Source organism: Elizabethkingia miricola (assembly GCF_001675285.1).
Classification (GTDB): domain Bacteria; phylum Bacteroidota; class Bacteroidia; order Flavobacteriales; family Weeksellaceae; genus Elizabethkingia; species Elizabethkingia miricola.
Genome location: NZ_LSGQ01000030.1, coordinates 1 through 19,945, shown reverse-complemented (window position 1 = coordinate 19,945; position 19,945 = coordinate 1). Strand labels below are relative to the sequence as shown.

Sequence of the window (19,945 nt, the reverse complement as noted above, 5' to 3'; positions counted from 1 at the left end):
AATGTAATAAAGTAAAAAGTTGTTTTTCAGTGTTCTGGGATATTAGAGTACGGATTTTTCGGTTTCACGAATCATATAGTCTACGACCTTCTTGATGTCACCTGTCTCGTGAAAAACCTTTAGTTGTCTATCGGCACCGGTTCCCATCTTTATAATCTCACGGGCATATTCCACTTCTTTGCGACATCCCAGTTCATCAACAACATCATCTATAAATTCCAGTAATTCTTCCAATAAAATTGCATAAGGAACGCTGGCTTCTTTACCAAAGTCTATAAGGTCTGCATGTATACCATCTTTAGAAGCCCGCCATTTATTTTCACTCAGCAATAATCTGCGGTAAGAACGGAAACTGATATTCTGTCTGTGCATTTTATAGATTTTAGCAACAAGAGACTGCATGATCGCGGCCAGACATGTTGTCTCATCTATTGTAAAAGGCATATCGCAAATCCTGAATTCTATAGTCGGATAAAAAGGATGGACGCGAAGGTCCCACCATATCTTTTTAGCATTGTCTATAGTACCGGTTTTTATCATCAGGTTAACATAAGCATCAAACTCTGCAACACTGCTGAAATAACTCGGAATACCTGTTCTTGGGAATTTAGCAAAAACTTCCTGACGGTAAGATTTAAAACCTGTAAGGCGACCTACCCAAAAAGGAGAATTGGTAGAAAGCGCATAGACATGGGGCAAAAAATATCGCATTACATTCTGAATGCGGATTCCTTCTTCTCTGTCCGGAATACCAATATGGACGTGCAGTCCAAAGATCAGGTTAGAACGGGCAACATCACCCATATCATTTACAATTTTGTTGTAACGCTCGGCTTTGGTAATAATGTTGTCCTTCCAGTGAGAGAAAGGGTGAGTTCCTCCACCTGAAACACGAAGACCTTGATCGTGTGCTATTTTTACCAGCTGGCGTCGCAGACTCGTGAGTTCATCACGTGCCTGTGCTACATTCTGGCAAATGCCTGTTTCCATTTCTACCATGGATTCATGCATTTCATGCTTGAGGTTTTCACTCAATATTGCCTTTCCACTTTCTATAATTTTAGAAACGTGTGAAACCAAATCCCGGCTTTCCGCATCGATAATCTGGTACTCCTCTTCTATACCTATTGTGAATTTGTGCATTTTGTGTGTTTTTAATTTTTAGTTTGAGAAGCCCGCATGCTGCGGATTTATTTAACAGAGTCTTTTACAAATGTTCCCCAAGAAATATTAGGTTTTCCAGGAACATATTCATTCGCTTTTTCTATAGCCAGCTTAGCTGCGTGTTCAACAATCCATGCAAAGTTTTCTTCTCCTACAGAATTTTTATCCGCATCTGGTGCAGGGTTGCAGAAGTCGATAGCATAAGGAATACCATCTCTTACAGCAAATTCTACTGTATTGAAGTCGTATCCTAAAGCTTCATTCATTTTAATGGTATAGTTATGAATAGTCTTCAGCAAATCTTCCAGTTGTTTTCCGGAATACTGAGATTTTGCTGCATACCTTAAATGATGAGGGTTTCTTGGCTCATAAGGCATGATATGAACATATTTTTTCCCCAGACAGTATACACGATAGTAGTCTTCAAAAATAATTTCCTCCTGTACCATCATGACCAGTTGTTCCGTTTCCGAAAGTTTATTCCACAAGTCCTCCGGACTTTCTACACGATAAACATTTCTCCAGCCACCGCCATCATGAGGTTTCATATAAGCAGGGAAACCAACATAATTAAAAATGTATTCCCAGTTATGTGGAAAAGTAAGATTCCTGAACGATGTTTCACTTGTGTTTGCAGGTCTGTCATTGGATGGTAACAAAACGGTCTTCGGTAAAGGAATTCCCAGTTTAGACATTAGTGCATTGTTGAAGAATTTCTCGTCGGCACTCCACCAAAAAGGGTTGTTGATAACATAAGTGCCATTAAGAGCGGCATTTTTCAGATAGGCACGGTAGAAAGGAACATCCTGAGAAATTCTGTCTATTATTACAGCATAACCATAATCAGCTCCCTGCTCCAGAACATCAATTTTTACCGGTTCAGCAATAATCTCGCCTTTTCCCAGCTCGTTTACCTTATCTATAAATGCCCAAGGGAAGGTATCTTCCATTCCAAATAATATTCCAACTTTTTTTGCCATAATTGTATTTTTTTGAGTAGTTAATATTTTAGTTAATCGTGTTTTTATGAGAAATAAGCACTTATAAATTTTGGGAAAACCATCCTCCACAGCGGCCAGTCATGATTAATCCATTTAGCTTCATCGTACCAGTGATTAATCCCCTTAGAGCGTAGAATGTTGGACATTCGAATATTTTTGTCCAGACAAACATCCTGATCGGAAGTGCTGAGAACAATATGCATATGCCCGAATTTCCAGGAAGCATCATCCCGCATAAATTCTTCAGGACAATTGAAATAAACGGTATCATTGCTGAAACCATCCATGAAGTTCCGGATAGAGAAAGCTCCGGACATCGCTATAAGGTGGGAGATTACATCCGGATAGCGGAATGCAAAATTAGCAGCATGATAGGCACCAAAGCTACAACCTGCAATAGCTACACGATGTACCTGATGAGTTTTCTGGATAAATGGGATATATTCCCGGATAAGAAACTGAACGTAGTTCTCATAACGCCATATTCTTTCCTGAGGAGAAATATTATCGTTGTAGAAGTTCTCTTTGTCCAATGTTTCCAGATTAAATAACTTTACTTTTCCACTGTCGGTGAAGTGATCTATAGATCCGTTAAGATGAAAATCTGAATTCTGGGTAAGACTTCCTTGTGATGTTGGGAACATAATAATAGGATGTCCGAAATGCCCCGTTATCTGGATATTTATTTTTCTCCCTAAAATATGGGAATAGTAGTCTGTGTATTCTACCTGTGGCATATTTGTGTTTTTAGTGTTTAGGATGTTGGTTTTGCCTGTGGCGGAAGGATATTAAGGTGATGTGTATATATTTTTTCCGCAGCATCATCCAGAGCTTCAGTTATCTTTTCTGCAGAATCTGACCTGTACAGAAGGCTGACGTGATGTTCCAGATTTAGAGACTTTATCAATTCTTCTCTTTGGAAATCGGTAATGTCCGGATGCTTATCTTTTGCCAGTGCTATGATGAGCCCTGAAAAATAGTTTCTATCGTAACTAAGATCATATTTGTTCTTATTGAGGACATCTGTTTCAATTTTCACCCATTCCCGCCAAAGGTTGACTTTGGTTGAAGCTTCCACCATATCCGGAATATGAGCGCCACCTACACGGGAAGATGTTTCCAGAAAGTAGAACTTCCCGTCTTCATTACTTTTAATAAATTCCGAATGAGTAGCACCATGTACAATCCCAAATTTGGAAAGAACCTGTTGATTTATTTCTGCCAGACCTTTAAAGTCTTCTGAATTTTCTGCAAGTGTCTTGGTTCGGAAGATGCCGCCGTCATGCGATACCGCCATAGGTGGAGAAAGGTACTTGGAGCAGGAAATAAATTTAATTTCTTTGTTATAAACTAAACAATCGACGTGGAAAACATCTCCCGGTTTAAAAACTTCCAACAAAAAATGAATGCGGTCTTCACCAAGTGTTTCCATTACCTTCCAGAGTTCTTCTGCTGAACGTATTTTTTTTATACCACTTGCAGACGCTTCGGAGCGCGGTTTAAGAACCCATGGTGCAGGGTTTTCTTCAATAAACTTTGCAATAACACTATCGTTAAAAACCGGAGCAAAAGGAGGGATATTAATTCCGCTGTCCTTTGCCATCTGGCGCATGGCCAGTTTATCTCTGAAGTAACGGTAAGTGGTTTGTCCCATTCCCTGTATACGGAAGGTTTCCCGAATTAGCGCAGCCTTTTCCACATCGAAATCGTCTAAAGCGATAACGGTATCTATATTGTGGATTTTCATAAGATAGGCAAATCCCTGTATCATATGGTCGGAGTTCCAGACTGAAGGTTGGGTTTCCGGCATGTAGTATACCTCGTCTATGGCATGCCAGGGCCAGTTTTTTTCTTTCAGGCTTTCGGAAGTAATCAGGATGACTTTATTGCCCAGCTTTTTGCATTCATCCATAAAATCATAGCCTTTGTAATAGCTGGAAAGGCAAACGAATGTTTTCATCTTGTGTTTTTAGTTTTTTACAATTTTTCTATAAAGTCTATTAGGAGTCTTACACCATAACCAGTGGCTGCTTTCTCTTTTGCATAGATTACATTCCCGAAACACATGGCAGCGATATCCAGGTGTGCCCATTTAGGATGGTCGTTGATAAAATGCTTTAAGAAAGTAGCGGCAACTATACAATCGCCTACAGGTTTCAGTGAAATATTTTTTAAATTGGCTACATCCGATTTAATCTCGTCTTCCCAATCTTCCCATAATGGAAGACTCCAGAGACGCTGTCCTGTTTTCTGTCCGGATTCCTCTAGCTGTACCTGCAAACTTCTATCGTTTGAAAAAAGAGCTCCGCAAGTTGTTCCGAACATTCGTACAGCACTTCCTGTAAGAGTCGCCAGATCGATCAGATAATCGGTTTTATAATTTTTTGAAAGATAGCTAAGCCCGTCTGCAAGAGTCATCCGACCCTCGGCATCAGTATCTATCACTTCTATTGTTTTGCCGTTGTAGGCAGTAATCACATCACTCGGGAGGTAAGCATTGTTGGAAACAGCGTTGTCGGTAATCGGAAGTATAGCTGTAATATTGACGGGTAAATGCATTTCTGCAGCGGCTATCAATGTGCCCAGAACGGCAGTAGCTCCACCCATATCGCTTTTCATATAGTGCAGATTGGCAGCTGGTTTTATAGAGATTCCACCTGTATCAAATAATACACATTTGCCTACCAGACCTATTGTTGGAGCATTTTCTTTTTCAGATTTATATTCTATAATAGTGAAAGCTGCTTCTTGATGGCTGCCCTGGTTAACTGCCAGAAAAGCTCCAAGTCCAAGCTTTTCGCATTGTTTGCGGTTATATGTAGTAAGATTGAAGTTGTACTCCTGAGCTTTATCCTGTATAAAATTACTTAGCTGTGGTGCTTTTTTAAAATTAGCAGGTTTGTTCAGCCAATCCATACAAATAAACTGACCTTTGCAAATAGCCTTTATTCGGGCATATTTTTCATTAAATTGTTCAATATTTGCCCATCGGAATTCAGGATTCCATAGCGGATGTGTTGCCTGAAAAGGATACTGATAGGTTCCCAGATAAAATCCTAATAAGAGATCTTCGATTTCCTGAGAACTTAAAATATCAGCATGTAAGAATGTAGTTTTTGCGGATAACTTTTCCCTGTAATCATAAGAAAACTTCTGACCAACATCTGTAAGATTGTTTCCTGTATATGAATCTCCAATACCTATTAACAAGGAGGTTTCATTATCTGAGGCCACCACGAAACTCTCATTCTTTTTCCCTGAAAAAAATGAATGTAAAGAACCAGGAAAAAGATGTAGATTGTCTTTCCATGAAGATTCTGAGTAAATATAAATATGTTGGGTAGTGTCAGACATTTTGTTTCGCTTTATTGTATTTTCTCTTTCTTTCTTTAGGGTTTTCCAGCTTATCGAAGAATAACCATTCTAATGCTCTTGGAAATTCCTGAGACCAGTAGAATTCCTGATGTTTCCCTTCCGGGTGTATGCTGGTTCTGATATCAAATTCTATAGACTTACTTTCTTCCCAGCGCTTCATGGCTATTTTAAACAGATTAATTCGTTTTACCATATCAGATCCTTCCAGTTCGCCGCCATAGATATATACTTTGGTGTGGTAAGGCTGGTGGAAACTAAGCATCGGGAAATTATTATTAGGATTTAACCATAATGATGGTGAGAACAGCATCAGTTTGGAATAGACTTCAGGATATAAAAAACCGCCATAGATACTGATAAGTGCACCTAATGAGCTTCCCCCAATTCCGGTATGTTCTCTATCTGGCATGGTCCGGAAGTTTTGGTCTACATATGGTTTCAGTGTGTCAGTAATAAAACGGATATACTTTTTGCCCTCGGCTTTTACGGCAAATTTGTTTTCATCTTCGAATACATATTCCTGAATACGGTCCTGGCTTCCATGCTCTACAGCTATAATTATAATATCACCAATTCCGTATTCCGCCAGAAGAGAAAGTTTCTTATCTATTTCCCAGTTACCATAAGCACTTCCCTCATTAAATAAATTTTGTGCATCCTGCAGATAGAGTACTGGATAGCTTTTTTGAGAGGTTTCATAGTCATAAGGAAGAAGAGCCCATACTTTTCGGGTTTTATTCAGTTGTGGTATATAGAAGTTTTCGGAGATCAGTTCTATCTTTGGAAAATACTGTTCTTTAAACGGAGCCCAATTCAGACGCCAGTCTTCAACAATATCTTCAGCCTTTTTCGCTTGTTTTTTTACTTTTCTGTTGGAAGTGAAATGCCCATCGTTATCCATCTCTACATTTTCCCAGCCTCCTTTGGTAAATTTATATTCTACTTCGGAAGGCAATTTATCATCGCTGATTTCTATAAAGTATCCGTCTTTAGTCTTTTGGAGGCTATAGTTTTTGTCCCGTGGATTCCAGTTGTTAAAATTCCCGGTGATGAATATCGTTCTTTCATCGTTTTTGTCTGTTTTTAAATAAAACTTCATCAGAATTGTGTTTTTGTGCTGAATTGTTTAATTCTCTTAAAGTTAAATAAAAAATACAATTATGCAATGCTTTATAGTTTATTTTTGTTTTAAATAGGTGTTTATTTAGAAAATAGTAATGTTTATCGGGTTAAATTAATATTATTTCACTTTTTAAATCTGTTTTTTTAGATTGAATTTACATTAAACTAAAATTGGAAAAATAGAGATGGAAACCTCTGTAATACTTATGAATAAACAGATTTAATATTTTATAAGTTGGTTACTGATAATAAATTGTTTATGTTTTTTAAAGAGATTGTTTTTCAGAAAAAAGAATATTTCTGATAATAAAAAAGCCCGTCATTAAAAAATAATGACGGGCTCTATAGGAAATGAATTTAGAATTATACTTTTCTGCATTTGTATTCAGCCGCAAAATTAAGAATGAAATTTTGTATAGCCTTACGGGAAACCGTAATGGAGCAGTTTTTTATATAATTCCCAGATCTTTACAGAAAGCAACAAGCTGTTCGTTGTTGTTTACCTGAAGCTGATCTTTCAATATATTTAGACGTTTTTCTACACTGCTAAGGCTGCTTGGAGAGATGTTTTCCTGCTGCAGATATATAGGGATATTCTTTTGCAGAACGCCTTCTGCAAGAAGAGAAATAACTTTTACATCGAATGAAGAAAATTCGAAAGCATTAATCTCTTTCAAAGATTGCTGAGAATCCGCTGAGAGGTATTTCTTTCCGTTGTATATGGCATCTATGGCCAGCCTGAGTTCTTTTACATCTGTTCTGCCTTTGTGAATATAGGCATCTACGCCATAATCTTTGAACAGAGAGTCTATAATTCCGGCTCTCTTTTCTGCAGAAAATACAATAACAGCTAAATCTGGTGCAACACTTTTAGCCAGGGTGATAAGTTCAAACCCCGATTTTATCCTTTGTATATTCTGATCTTCTTCAAAAGACAAATCTGTGATGAGTAATTCATAGGGATTTTTCAACTGAACCGATTTTTCAATTCTGTCCAGAGCATCATCACAATAATATACAAAATCTGTAGCCGAAGCGGGGTAGTCCTCCAGAGTTTTCTGTACAGAAAGGTTTGCACTTTCATGGTCTTCGGCAATAAGTATTTTTCTAAACATAATCTGTTGTCATTAAGGTATGGAGATCTCTGCCAGAAATCCTTTTCCTTCATTGGGTAATATATGTAATATTCCTTTTATATGGGTTGTGCGTTGTTGTATACTTTGTAATCCATTGTTGTGAGAAACTTTTTCATCCAGTCCGGTTCCGTTATCAGAATATCTGAGATGAAATTTTCCTTCTTCAGAACTGAATTTTATGACAACTCTGTCGGCTTGGCTGTGTTTCTTTGTATTTACTAAAAATTCCTGCAGTATAAGAAATACTTCTTCCTTAATATCTGTGTTCAGAGTATTCCATATAGCATCTTCGTTTCCTACCACAAATATTCTTCGCGAGCTGTTTTGGAAAGATAAACATAATTCAGAGATACGATCTTTAAACTTCTTTTCAGAAGAAGATAAAGGATTATGGGAGATATCTCTGGATTTTTGATACATCATTTCCAGTTTATCTAGGATTTCATCCTTACTAAAATCATCATTGTATTCTATTCTGGACATTACCTGATAAAGCCCGTTGGCAACCACATCATGCACTTTTTTAGAAAGGATAAGCCGTTCTTCTTTTATTTTATCCTGAGCCAGGAGTTCCAGTTTAGCTTTTCTCCGTTTGTACCATAGTATTCCGGTAATCAGCAGAAGTATAAGTACACCCGATACAGAATAGATGAAAACCTGCTGACGAATTATTTTATATTGGTTATGTACCAGATCTTTTTCCAGATTTAGCTTCGCTATGCGGTTTTTATCACTTTCAAATCGTATGGCCGCAAACTGATTTTTGTAGGTACTATTACTTTCCTGTATACTGTCCGAAAGTTTATAATATTCTGTAAAATGCTTCTTCGACTGATCTCCCTTTTCCAGTACAATCATATTCTGTAGGGCTTCCAGTCTGTCAACAGGGGATTTTAGTTTGTTTGCAATATCATACATCTTGTTAGAGTAAAACATTGCAGAGTCCTTGTTGGTGTGAAGATAATATTCTGATAAATAAGCATAGGAAGCATCCAGCCCCCAGTCATCTTTTTCCTTTGTATAATATTTTTTAGCTTCCAGATAGACAGGAGTTGGATTGTACTTGGTATTTTCATACCATAAGGTTTTAGCTAGGTTAGAGGATATTTTATAATAGATATCGTCTTTTGTTTGAAGGCTGTCTTTTATTTTTTTGAATACCGAAGCAGCTTCTCTATATTTTTTCTGATTATGATAGCAGTTTGCCAGATTATTCATAATCATAATCTTTTCGATCTTATCCTGAGAAAACTGATAAGCCTTCTTGTAATATTTCTCAGCATCAGCATAGTTTTTTAAACTATTGGAGGCAACGCCCATGTTATTATAATTACTGGAAAGGAAGCCGTGATGATTTGGGTTCTTTTCGCTTAGAAACTTTAATGCAGTAATGCTGGTTTCTATACTTCCCATATTATCGCTTACCCGCTCCTGAATAATAGCCATGTTTACAAAGCTTTTTCCTGCAGAAAAACTATCCCCGGCTTTTATATAGGTATCTTTTGCTTTGTCCAGATAGATAAAACCGTTTTTGTCGTCGCCTTTGTCAATAAACTTCCAGGCTTTATCATAATCTGCGTTTGGGATAGAGTGTGGTGCCGTTATGCCCTTGGTACTAGTTGTTTTAGTACACGATGCAATAAAAAAAGCTGTAATTAAGAAAAATAAACAGTGTTTCAAAATTTATAGGGCTAAAGTACTTTGGCTAAAAAAGGCAGCTTGAGTGACAAATTTAAAGAATAAAGATGAATTTCTGAGTAAAGTCCGGCTACTTCTTTTGTGTCGTGATTCCGCAATTGTCTGTTCCCTGAAATAAGAAAATTTAATATTGGATTAACAATTTTATAATACTTAAAAAGTTATTATTTGTAAATATTTAATCAATTTTGGTACGTAAAATTTACAAATAGTAAAAATGAAAACTAATAACCATTTCTTTAGAGCTATTGTTTTGGATCACAAATGCAATAATACCGAGGACTTCATTTTTATGAAATGTACTAACATATCATAGCCATGAAATCATCACAGGAGAATAAAACAAAACAATTTACTTTTCTTTTATATAGTTCAATAGCCGCTTTCGGAGCATACTTTTGCATGTATGCTTTCCGAAAGCCATTTACAGTTGCCCGTTACGATCATTTGCAGGTTTGGGGTGTAGATTATAAAATCGCCCTTATTCTACTGCAGGTACTGGGATATGCAACTTCTAAGTTTATCGGAATTAAAGTAATATCGGAACTCACACCTAACAAGCGCAAATTCTATTTTCTGGGATTGATTCTGATGGCAGAGCTGGCACTGTTCCTTTTTGCAATCGTTCCGGCTCCGTATAATGTAGTATTTATGTTCCTGAATGGTTTGCCGTTGGGAATGATCTGGGGAATTGTATTTTCCTATCTGGAAGGTCGAAAAACAACCGAAATATTAGGCATTATTCTTTGTACAAGCTTTATAGTTTCCAGTGGTGTTGTGAAGTCTGTCGGAATGTGGGTAATGCAGTACTGGGGTGTTTCAGAGTTTTGGATGCCTGTAGTAACAGGTGCATTATTCCTTTTACCCTTGCTGGTTTTTATTTTTTTACTGGAAAAAATTCCGGCTCCTACAGCAGAGGATATTGCTGAAAAATCTGAACGTGTACCAATGAACCGTACGGAGAGGAAGAAAGTGTTTCGCCAGTTTGCACTGCCTTTTAGTTTTCTTATTTTGTTTTATACATTGCTTACAGCTTTTAGAGACTTCCGGGATAATTTCGCAAGAGAGCTTTGGGACAGTATCGGTTATACAGGGGATGTAAGTGTATACAGTAAATCCGAAATCGTTGTTTCGCTTATTGTACTTCTTATTTTCGGAGCACTCTATTTTATCAAGAATAATATTAAAGCATTATATATCTACCATTATTTGCTATTGCTGGGAATAGTAACATTAGCCGCTTCTACTTTGCTGTTTCAGTATCATCATATCGGAGCTTTTATCTGGATGGTAGCAACAGGTTTTGGATTATATATATGCTATGTACCTTTCAATGCATTGTTTTTTGATCGGTTTATAGCCGCTTTTAAAATTAAAGGGAATGCAGGATTCCTTATCTACCTGGCCGATTCTTTCGGTTATTTAGGAAGTATGCTGGTTCTGTTGTACAAAAACTTTAGCGTCGGGGGAATCTCCTGGTTAGATTTCTTCTGCTCGGGTACCTATATATTGTCAGCAATAGCCTTATTAGCTGTACTGTATTCATATTTCTACCTCAATCGTAAATTTAATAACTCTGAAAATATACATAAAGAAAAAAAATGGAAAACGAATTTGACCTTATAGTAATCGGGGGCGGAGTTCTGGGAACCTTCCATGCATATCATGCTTTGGAAAAAGGACTTAAAGTAGCAGTTCTGGAGAAAGATAAAGCTCCTCAAAGTGCTACAACCCGTAATTTTGGACAGGTAGTTCCTTCCGGAATGGATACTAAATGGCAAAACTATGGAAGAGAAAGTTTGCAGATTTACAAAGAGCTACAAAGTAAATTTGATATTACAATTCGTCAGAATGGGTCGGCTTATTTTGCCTCCAATGATGAAGAAGTGGCTCTGATAGAAGAGTTGTATCAGATCAATAAAAACAATGACTATTCGTCGGTACTTCTTACAAAAGAAGAGTGTTTGTCCAAATATCCGGGACTTCGTACGGACTATGTAAAAGCCGGACTGTTCTTTCCGGAGGAAATTACAGTAGAGCCTCGCACTATGATTCATAGGTTACAGGCTTATCTGGTACAAGAGAAAGGATTAAAGCTGTTAACATATCAACAGGTAATTAATTGTTCGGTACAAAATGGAAAAGCTGAAGTTCTGACTTCTTTAGGGAATAAGCTTTTAGCACACAATGTTATCATTTGTAATGGTAGTGAGTTCAAAACACTATATCCGGAACTATTTGCACAAAGTGATCTGGAGGTTACCAAACTGCAAATGTTGCAGACAGTACCGCAGCCATCTGATTATATTTTGCCTGGATCAGTATTAACGGGACTTAGTATCCGCAGATATGAAAGCTTCCACGAGTGTCCGTCTTTTAATGAGATCAAATCAAGAGAAGAGAAAGATACACCTGAGAAGAAATGGGGGGTGCATATCCTTTTCAAGCAAGCTGCAGACGGATCGGTCATAATAGGAGATTCTCATGAGTATGCAGATGTAAAGGACATGGATGACCTTGGATATGATATTAAAGAAGACATCAATGCTTTTATGCTGGCAGAAGCCAGAAAAATAGTAGATCTTCCTACCTATGAAATTCAGAGACAATGGTTCGGAATTTATTCACAATGTAAAAACCACGATGTGTTCGAGCATTCAATTGGCGGACAAATTCATATTGTCACAGGTATCGGTGGTAAAGGAATGACTGGAAGTGCAGGTTATTCCAAAGAAAATATCAATAAACTTTTAATGTAATATAAGCGATAGAGAATGGAGAAGAAAATAAAACTGGTTGTTTTTGATATGGCAGGAACAACAATAGACGAAGATAATCTGGTCTATAAAACAGTACAGAAGGCAATAAATGAATATGGATATAATGTAAGCCTGGAAGAAGTATTACAATATGGAGCAGGAAAAGAAAAACAACAAGCCATAAAAGATGTACTGGAAAACTGTACGGGGGAACAAAATACGGAACAGCAGGCAGGGATCATATTTACACACTTCCAGAAGGCTCTGGAACAGGCATATGATGAAGTGCAGGTAAAACCTGTAAAAGGAGTACCTGAATTGTTTGCGAGATTAAGATCCAAAGGAATCAAAGTAGCACTTAATACTGGCTACGATTCAAAAACAGCTAATAAACTTCTTCAGCAGGTAGGCTGGGAAAATGGACGTGATATAGACACTGTGATTACTGCAGACGATGTACTGAATGGTCGTCCGCATCCGGATATGATCTATAAAGCGATGAAAAATTTAACCATAGATGATAGTCAGTCTGTGTTAAAGGCAGGGGACTCCGAAATTGATATAGAAGAAGGGAAAAATGCCGGTTGCGGAATTACAATAGGTGTATTAAGCGGAGCACAGACCCGAGAGCAGTTACAGGCTGCCAATCCGGATTATATTCTGGATTCGCTGGCGGATCTGGATCATATTATTCCGGGTTAATATAGAAATAAACAACGAGCATAGTGGAGGAGAGGTTTCCTCTGTTTACAGGGACATGCGGAATTCTTCCGTCAAAAAATATAGAATCGCCCTGTTTCAGCAGAACTTCTTCTTCACCAATGATATAAGTACACTCTCCCGAGATTATAAACTTAAATTCAAATGCATCGGTAACCACCTGTTCTCTTTTTGAATTTGGATGTACTTCTAATAGTACACATTCGAAGCCTACAAAAGGGAATTGCTTACTGAATATATGCTGATATATAAAACCTTCAGCATTCTCTTCCTTTTCAATCAGCGTCATTTCTTCTTTCCTAAAGACAAGGAAAGGGTTTTTGGATTGCACAGGAAGATCTTTGAAGAATAGGGCAATATCTGTTTCCAGAGCGGAAATCAGAGAAAATAATACGGGCAGGGAGGGAATCGTACGTCCATTTTCCACGCGGGAAATAAGACCGTTGCTTACATCAGCTCTTTGTGCAATGTCATTAATTGTAAGCTTTTTATCCTTTCGTATTTGTTTGATTCTCTTTCCAACAGTAATAATGTAATCTTCCATATTTCAGCTCTCCAAAAAATATTGGGGCTTTAAAGATATAAATTTTGATTGTTTTCTGTGAATTACTGTACAAATAAAACCAGAAAAAGTAAACGGAAAAAGAGGGTTTTTCAGGGAGCTGTGAGGAGGGCAATTTAATACTAAAGTATGTCAATATTGTATTACAAAATTGCTTGGAAAGTGACTTAATTGCGTCTTCATTTGCCGAAGGTATATTGCTGTTAGTAGTGCTTATTTATATAAAAATTTAATAAACAATAATTCTAATAATTAAACTTAAACCATGAGAAGAAGCTCGATTATTGCCCAAGGCTCTTTGAAGGTCGCTATTGCGTTTTTCCTGTGTACTTCCTACACTGCTATAGCCCAGCAAATACCTTTAAAGAAAGAAAATTCCAAAAAAACGGACACATTATCCAGATCTAAAGATATAGATGAGGTAGTTGTTGTCGGTTTTGGAAAACAGAAAAAAGTTAACCTTACCGGTGCCGTAGATATGGTTTCAGCAAAGAAGCTGGAAAACAGGCCTATCACCAATATCGGTGCAGGTTTGCAAGGACTTATTCCTAACCTCAATATTACCATAGACAATGGTAGAGCAACTACTGCTGCTGGCTTTAATGTAAGGGGGTTCACCAGTGTAAATGGAGGAGACCCCTTAATTTTGGTAGATAATGTTCCTTACAGCGGCCAGGATCTTGCGAGACTAAATCCAGCGGATATAGAAAGTGTTTCCGTACTCAAGGATGCAGCATCAGCTGCAATATATGGAGCGAGAGGCTCTTTTGGTGTAGTATTGATTACTACTAAAAGTGCTAAAGGAAGTCAGCTGAATGTATCTGTAAATACCAATACGGCATACAGAACGGTAGGCAGGTTGCCTGAACTTGTAACGGATCCTCTGACTGTTATGCAGTATAAGCATGACGCAGCAACTCCCTTATATAACCTCTTTCCGGAAAATGAAAGAGAATATGCCAGGCAGATTGCCAATAATCCAAATCTTCCCCGTGTAATTCTGAGTCCTTCAGACCCTAATTCATGGGCCTACTACGGATCGACTAACTGGCTGAAAGAAGCATATAACGATACAGCACCTACTTTTACCAATAACATCAGTATATCCAGAAAGTTGGATAAAGTTGGTTATTTACTTTCAGGGGAATACTACCGCCAGGATGGAATGCTTCGATATGGTAATGATATCTATAACAGATATAACATGAGAGGTAAGGTAGATCTTAATATCAATCCATGGTTAGATTTATCTACAAATACAGCTTTGACTTTTTCGGATTATGATTCTCCGGTATTTATAGATGACCTTTTCTTTTGGAATGTAAACCGTACACCATCTCTAAGTGTACCTAAAAACCCAGATGGTACCTGGACAAAGGACGGAGCCAGTATCTTGGGAAGATTGCAGGATGGCGGACGCTCTAAGAATGAATTCAGGCAATCCTTAATCTCTTTTACAGCTAATGCATCTCTTATTAAGAAGATATGGGACTTAAAAGCGGAAGCATCTTTTAAAAATACATCATCTTTAACCCGTTCTTATGATATTCCTGTAGCCTATAAAACCGGACCAATACAGCCGATATCTTACACAGGCTCTACAGCATCGTGGGCTAAAAATGAAAATGTGTCAGGTAAATACTATGTATATAATGTATATACCGATTTCCATAAGAATTTTGGAGATCATTACATTCAACTATTAGGTGGGTTTAATCAGGAATATAACAAGTATTCTTACTTTATGGCAAAGAGGAATAATATAATATCTCCTTCATTGCCTTCTATTGGATTGAGTACAGGAATGATGGAAGAAACCGAAAGGATTATAGAATGGGCATTACAAGGATTTTATTATAGAGCAGCTTATAACTTTAAGAATAAATACCTGTTGGAATTAAATGGTCGTTATGATGGTTCTTCCAGATTCCCGAAAGGTCACCGTTGGGGCTTTTTTCCATCGGCATCCGCAGGCTGGGTAGTGTCGGATGAGAACTTCTTTGCAGGAGTGAAAAATACAATTGGTCTTAACTTGCTAAAATTCAGAGGATCTTATGGAGCTTTGGGGAACCAAGATGTAAGAGATAAGTTGCAGGATACGAATGCTTATCCATATATCCCAACTTTAGGAAAAGGCACTGTGGGACAAATTCTGGGAGATGGCCGTCCAACTGCTGTATATGCTCCGGGTGCAGTTTCCGATAATTTTACATGGGAAAGAATCTCAACGGTAAACTTCGGTGCTGATCTGGCATTCTTCAATAACAGGTTACAACTTAATTTTGATAAATATACGCGTTATACCAAAGACATGTTAGTTGGGGGGAAAATTCTGCCCAATGTTTTTGGAACACTTGAGCCTAATGTAAATGCTGGAGACCTTAAGACTAAAGGCTGGGAACTTAGATTAGGCTGGAATGATCAGTTTAAATTGGCAGGTTCTCCTTTCCGTTATAATGTGGCATTTACATTAGCAGACAGTCGATCCTATATTACAAGATTTGATAATCCTTCAAAATTCTTCGCCCGTTATTATGAAGGTCAGGAAATCGGTGAAATTTGGGGAGCTGAGATAGAGGGCTTCTTTAAAGATGAGGCAGATATTAAAAATCATCCTAATCAGACTGCAATGGGTACTGATGATCAATCTTACAGATTCTATCCGGGAGATCCAAAATTCAGAGATCGTAATGGTGATGGTAAAGTAGACATGGGCGATAAGACAGTAAATAATCCTGGAGATTTATATGTAGTTGGGAATACATCCGCTCGTTTTCCATTTAGTTTAGATTTATCCGGAGAATGGAAAGGAATAGATTTGCGAATCTTCTTACAAGGGGTTGGGAAAAGAGACTGGTATCCTGGCGCAGGAACAATTTACTTTTGGGGTGTTTATGCACAGCCGTGGACTAACGTAACACAGCAAAATCTTGATCATTGGACACCGGATAATCCTAACGGATACTTCCCTGCAGTAAGAGCTTATACGGCAGAAGATAACATGCAGCAGCTGGGCATTCCAAATAAACGTTATATGCAGGACGCTTCCTATGTTCGTGTAAAGAATGTGACTTTAGGTTACTCCCTGCCGCTGAAAGATACTTCTAAAATGCATTTCAATAAGATTCGCTTCTATTTCAGTGCAGAAAATATATTCGAATGGTCACGACTAAAAGTAAAACTTGATCCTGAGACTCTTGGGCAAACAGCAGCTTATCCTTTTCAGAGAACATACTCATTTGGTATGAACTTAAACTTTTAATATCTATAATTTCTTAAGCATATAAAAATGAAACTAAACACCTATATATCTACAGGAGTTTTAGCTATACTAGCGAGCTTATCCTTAATGTCCTGTGAAAGCGATTTTCTGCAAAAAGATCCGATAACAGACATTACAAAAGAAAACTTTTTTAATAATCCTCAGGATTTAGAGACCTATACCAATGGTTTTTACAGTTATATTTCAGCACCGTATACCGATGTGTTTTCAGACAATATATCAGTTTATACCGGCGCCAGTAATACAGATAATCTTTTAAGAGGGTCTATTACACCGGCGAATATAGACGGATGGGAGTGGAAACAGCTTCGGTCTATTAACTATATGATTGAAAATTCTGTAAAAGCGAAAGGCGATCAATCATTGATAAGACATTACAAAGGAGTTGCTAAATTTTTCAGAGCCAATTTCTATTTCAATATGGTGAAAAAGTATGGAGATGTTCCATGGTATTCTAATGTACTAGGGGATACAGATGATGCATTATATAAGCCTAAAGATCCGAGAGTCTTGGTGATGGATTCTGTGATGGGTGACCTGGAATATGCATCTGCTAATGTATTGCCGGCAAAAACAAATAATACCATGATTACGAAATGGGCTGCGCTTACATTGTTGTCCAGAGTTGCATTGTATGAAGGTACATTTAGAAAATATCATGATGAGTTAGGTTTGCAGAATACGGCTGCTAAATTTCTTAACCGTGCTGTAACTGCCTCTCAGGATATTATCAGTAATGGTGGATTCAGTATCTATAATACAGGAAAAGGAGCTGAAGATTTCCGGGCATTGTTTGCCAGTAATAGTCTTGCTGGTAACAAGGAAGTTATTTTCTTGCAAAAAAATAATAAAGATCAGGGAGTAAGTAATAATACTCATACAGTATTGGGATGGCAATGGGCGCTGAGTGGAAGCCTTGCAGATGAATTCCTGATGAATGACGGAACGCCTTTTACTTCAGTTACAGATTATGATAAGAAAACATTTACTGAAGTATTTGCCAACCGTGATCCACGTATGGCAGAAACGATTATGCCTCCGGGGTATGCAACAATTCCGAATGGTGATCCTTATATGCTCCAGCCTGCTTTTGGTGGATATCTTCAAATTAAATTCTATCCGAGAGATCCCTCATTAAGAGGAGGATGGGAACTGAATTATACAGACCTTCCTATATATAGGTTTGCTGAGGTATTATTAGTTAATGCAGAAGCAAAAGCAGAATTAGGAATTTTAACGCAGGGAGATCTCGACAATACTGTGAATCTTTTGCGTAGAAGAGTGAAGATGCCAGATCTTTCTATGCTGGCAGCCAATGCAACACCTGATAACTATCTTGTAAAACAATATCCTAATATTAATGGAGGAAACAGAGGCGTTCTTTTAGAAATCAGACGCGAGCGTCGTGTAGAATTGGCTTGTGAAGACAAACGATTGGATGATTTATTCCGTTGGAAGTCCGGAGCATTATTGGGACAAGCTTCTAAAGGTATTTATACTCCGGCACTTGGAGCAATGGATGTAACGGGTGATGGTAAACCGGATATTGCGATTCTTGAAGCTCCTGGGAAAGAAGATCCATTGAGTAATATTCCTGCGGATATCAGAGCTAAACTGACCAAATTTTATATTTCCGATGGTGTTTTCTATCTTTCAGGAGGTACTTCAGGTAATATTATGTTTGAAAAAGACAGACGACTGCCAAGAACATTTATTGACCCTAAATATTACTATCTTCCGATACCGGCAAGTCAATTGATTCTTAATCCTAAGCTTAAACAATCTCCGGGGTGGTAGATAATATAAAATCTGAAATACAAATATTAATTTTACAGAAACATAACAATAAACCATGAAAAGAAGAAAGTTTTTGGCAAAAGTTCCGCTAGCAGCTTCAGCTCTTATGTTAGGTGGAACAGCTACCAATCTTTTAGCGGCAACTCAGAAAGACAAAGATGTAAATCTGAAAAAGAAACTTTTGCTGACAGTAGCTCATATAACAGATGTACACTTGCCGGCTGATCCTAAGGTTATGGAACGCTTTGTGAAATGCCTGAAAGAAGTGAAAACAAAGAAAGTGGATTTCTTCCTTAATACCGGAGATTCTATTATGGCTGTTGACAGAGATAATTCTACTCGTCAGGAGGTCTATGATCAGTGGAATGCCTGGGATACCTGTATCAAAGAAATTGCAGATTATGATATGTACAGTTGTGTAGGAAATCATGATATCTGGTGGGCCGGCGGCAAATCAGATGAAATGTATGGCGTGCCTTATGCAGCTAAAAGACTTAAAATGCCTAATCGCTATTATAGCGCTAGAAAAGGGAAATGGCATTTTATTATGTTAGATGGTAATAATTCTGGTGTGACATTGGATCCAGAACAAATGAACTGGTTGAAACAGGAATTGGAGAATATTCCTCAGGGAGAATATGCACTTATTATGTCACACTATCCAATACTTACGGTTACCGGAACCTTTGAAGGAGGACAGCACAAAGATCATGTAGCATTAAAAGACCTTTTCTATAAACATAAAGATAAAGTAAAAGGATGCCTTAGTGGGCATCAGCATCTTTTGGATAGAGCTTGGTACAATGATGTGTACTATTTCTGTAATGGTGCGATGTCCGGATTCTGGTGGGGGGAAGGAGATAAGCGATCTGCTAAACCTTTTTATTATCAGGAAACACCTCCTGGGTATGCAATCTTAAAGTTTTATGATGATGGTACATTCGAGAATGAATATATCGTTCACCACTACTAATACATCTATATAGTATATAAGATCCGGCGTAAAGCCGGATTTTTCTTTTTCTTCTATATATAAAGGATGTGTTAGAGCTAAAAAATGGCATCTGAGTTATTAGAAAGAACAGTTTTAGACTAAAGTTTACAACAAAACCCCGGTTTTTAAAGCGTATACAATGATATGTAGCGTATATATAAAGAAGGTGAATCTTTTCAATGTGAACATAATATTAAATTTTTCTCGCGTGTATTCAGTTAGTTAGGTATATTATGTTAAAAAAGGAGCAATAAAGTTTGGTGTGTTATAGAAGTTTTTCTACTTTTGCAGTCCTAAACAATGAGAGTTGTGATGGGAGCAGGAGGTAATTGAG

15 protein-coding genes are annotated in these 19,945 nt (G+C 37.5%); 6 read left to right on the top strand and 9 right to left on the bottom strand.

What is annotated here, in order from left to right; translation table 11 throughout:
• Window positions 1–42 precede the first annotated feature (42 nt).
• The 8 genes from ATE49_RS14665 to ATE49_RS14630 form a co-directional block, all read right to left on the bottom strand.
• Entirely contained in the window at window positions 43–1,143 is a 1,101-nt protein-coding gene (locus ATE49_RS14665) for a carboxylate-amine ligase (protein WP_059155857.1), read from the bottom strand.
• Window positions 1,144–1,190: 47 nt separating this feature from the next.
• Window positions 1,191–2,144, bottom strand: coding sequence for an ATP-grasp domain-containing protein (locus ATE49_RS14660; protein WP_065082775.1), 954 nt, complete (start codon window positions 2,142–2,144; stop codon window positions 1,191–1,193).
• 44 nt (window positions 2,145–2,188) lie between these two features.
• Window positions 2,189–2,902, bottom strand: a complete 714-nt coding sequence (locus tag ATE49_RS14655; RefSeq protein WP_065082774.1) for an alpha/beta fold hydrolase — start codon at window positions 2,900–2,902, stop codon at window positions 2,189–2,191.
• A gap of 17 nt (window positions 2,903–2,919) precedes the next feature.
• A complete protein-coding gene (locus ATE49_RS14650) occupies window positions 2,920–4,125 on the bottom strand; it encodes an ATP-grasp domain-containing protein (protein ID WP_065082773.1) in 1,206 nt (401 codons plus the stop codon).
• Between the two features lie 17 nt (window positions 4,126–4,142).
• Window positions 4,143–5,519, bottom strand: a complete 1,377-nt coding sequence (locus ATE49_RS14645; protein WP_065082772.1) for a leucyl aminopeptidase family protein — start codon at window positions 5,517–5,519, stop codon at window positions 4,143–4,145.
• Complete coding sequence (locus ATE49_RS14640; protein ID WP_065082771.1) at window positions 5,512–6,639, bottom strand: alpha/beta hydrolase-fold protein; 1,128 nt, start codon at window positions 6,637–6,639, stop codon at window positions 5,512–5,514. Before ATE49_RS14640 ends, ATE49_RS14645 begins: the two co-directional genes overlap by 8 nt.
• Window positions 6,640–7,111: 472 nt before the next feature.
• A complete protein-coding gene (locus ATE49_RS14635; RefSeq protein ID WP_065082770.1) occupies window positions 7,112–7,777 on the bottom strand; it encodes a response regulator in 666 nt (221 codons plus the stop codon).
• 12 nt (window positions 7,778–7,789) lie between these two features.
• Entirely contained in the window at window positions 7,790–9,478 is a 1,689-nt protein-coding gene (locus ATE49_RS14630; protein WP_065082769.1) for an ATP-binding protein, read from the bottom strand.
• 336 nt (window positions 9,479–9,814) lie between these two features.
• Here ATE49_RS14630 and ATE49_RS14625 point away from each other — a divergent pair, with 336 nt between their 5' ends.
• From ATE49_RS14625 to ATE49_RS14615, 3 genes are read left to right on the top strand one after another with little or no spacing between them, the layout of a single operon-like run.
• Window positions 9,815–11,122, top strand: a complete 1,308-nt coding sequence (locus ATE49_RS14625) for a DUF5690 family protein (RefSeq protein WP_065082768.1) — start codon at window positions 9,815–9,817, stop codon at window positions 11,120–11,122.
• Window positions 11,098–12,255: a TIGR03364 family FAD-dependent oxidoreductase gene (locus tag ATE49_RS14620; protein ID WP_065082767.1), complete on the top strand. Its 1,158-nt coding sequence runs from the start codon at window positions 11,098–11,100 to the stop codon at window positions 12,253–12,255. The genes ATE49_RS14625 and ATE49_RS14620 overlap by 25 nt, the downstream gene beginning before the upstream one ends.
• Before the next feature lie 15 nt (window positions 12,256–12,270).
• Window positions 12,271–12,957: a phosphonatase-like hydrolase gene (locus tag ATE49_RS14615; protein ID WP_065082766.1), complete on the top strand. Its 687-nt coding sequence runs from the start codon at window positions 12,271–12,273 to the stop codon at window positions 12,955–12,957.
• On the opposite strand, the gene ATE49_RS14610 is transcribed toward ATE49_RS14615, so the two are convergent.
• On the bottom strand, window positions 12,944–13,519 hold the full coding sequence (locus tag ATE49_RS14610) for a helix-turn-helix domain-containing protein (RefSeq protein ID WP_059346054.1): 576 nt from the start codon (window positions 13,517–13,519) through the stop codon (window positions 12,944–12,946). The two genes, ATE49_RS14615 and ATE49_RS14610, sit on opposite strands and share 14 nt — an antisense overlap.
• A 283-nt stretch (window positions 13,520–13,802) precedes the next feature.
• Here ATE49_RS14610 and ATE49_RS14605 point away from each other — a divergent pair, with 283 nt between their 5' ends.
• The 3 genes from ATE49_RS14605 to ATE49_RS14595 are packed head-to-tail and all read left to right on the top strand — an operon-like array spanning window position 13,803 to window position 19,590.
• Entirely contained in the window at window positions 13,803–16,799 is a 2,997-nt protein-coding gene (locus ATE49_RS14605) for a SusC/RagA family TonB-linked outer membrane protein (protein ID WP_065082765.1), read from the top strand.
• Between the two features lie 27 nt (window positions 16,800–16,826).
• Window positions 16,827–18,617, top strand: coding sequence for a RagB/SusD family nutrient uptake outer membrane protein (locus ATE49_RS14600; RefSeq protein ID WP_065082764.1), 1,791 nt, complete (start codon window positions 16,827–16,829; stop codon window positions 18,615–18,617).
• 55 nt (window positions 18,618–18,672) lie between these two features.
• Window positions 18,673–19,590 (top strand): metallophosphoesterase family protein, encoded by a 918-nt coding sequence (locus tag ATE49_RS14595; protein ID WP_065082763.1) that lies wholly within the window; start codon window positions 18,673–18,675, stop codon window positions 19,588–19,590.
• The last annotated feature ends 355 nt before the right edge of the window (window positions 19,591–19,945 follow it).

What these genes read in the sequence shown, in the direction of transcription:
- ATE49_RS14600 (WP_065082764.1), top strand. Translation starts at nt 16,827, where the DNA reads ATGAAACTAAACACCTATATATCTACAGGAGTTTTAGCTATACTAGCG.
- ATE49_RS14645 (WP_065082772.1), bottom strand. Translation starts at nt 5,519, where the DNA reads ATGTCTGACACTACCCAACATATTTATATTTACTCAGAATCTTCATGG.
- ATE49_RS14650 (WP_065082773.1), bottom strand. Translation starts at nt 4,125, where the DNA reads ATGAAAACATTCGTTTGCCTTTCCAGCTATTACAAAGGCTATGATTTT.
- ATE49_RS14655 (WP_065082774.1), bottom strand. Translation starts at nt 2,902, where the DNA reads ATGCCACAGGTAGAATACACAGACTACTATTCCCATATTTTAGGGAGA.
- ATE49_RS14605 (WP_065082765.1), top strand. Translation starts at nt 13,803, where the DNA reads ATGAGAAGAAGCTCGATTATTGCCCAAGGCTCTTTGAAGGTCGCTATT.
- ATE49_RS14595 (WP_065082763.1), top strand. Translation starts at nt 18,673, where the DNA reads ATGAAAAGAAGAAAGTTTTTGGCAAAAGTTCCGCTAGCAGCTTCAGCT.
- ATE49_RS14620 (WP_065082767.1), top strand. Translation starts at nt 11,098, where the DNA reads ATGGAAAACGAATTTGACCTTATAGTAATCGGGGGCGGAGTTCTGGGA.
- ATE49_RS14610 (WP_059346054.1), bottom strand. Translation starts at nt 13,519, where the DNA reads ATGGAAGATTACATTATTACTGTTGGAAAGAGAATCAAACAAATACGA.
- ATE49_RS14660 (WP_065082775.1), bottom strand. Translation starts at nt 2,144, where the DNA reads ATGGCAAAAAAAGTTGGAATATTATTTGGAATGGAAGATACCTTCCCT.
- ATE49_RS14615 (WP_065082766.1), top strand. Translation starts at nt 12,271, where the DNA reads ATGGAGAAGAAAATAAAACTGGTTGTTTTTGATATGGCAGGAACAACA.
- ATE49_RS14625 (WP_065082768.1), top strand. Translation starts at nt 9,815, where the DNA reads ATGAAATCATCACAGGAGAATAAAACAAAACAATTTACTTTTCTTTTA.
- ATE49_RS14665 (WP_059155857.1), bottom strand. Translation starts at nt 1,143, where the DNA reads ATGCACAAATTCACAATAGGTATAGAAGAGGAGTACCAGATTATCGAT.
- ATE49_RS14635 (WP_065082770.1), bottom strand. Translation starts at nt 7,777, where the DNA reads ATGTTTAGAAAAATACTTATTGCCGAAGACCATGAAAGTGCAAACCTT.
- ATE49_RS14640 (WP_065082771.1), bottom strand. Translation starts at nt 6,639, where the DNA reads ATGAAGTTTTATTTAAAAACAGACAAAAACGATGAAAGAACGATATTC.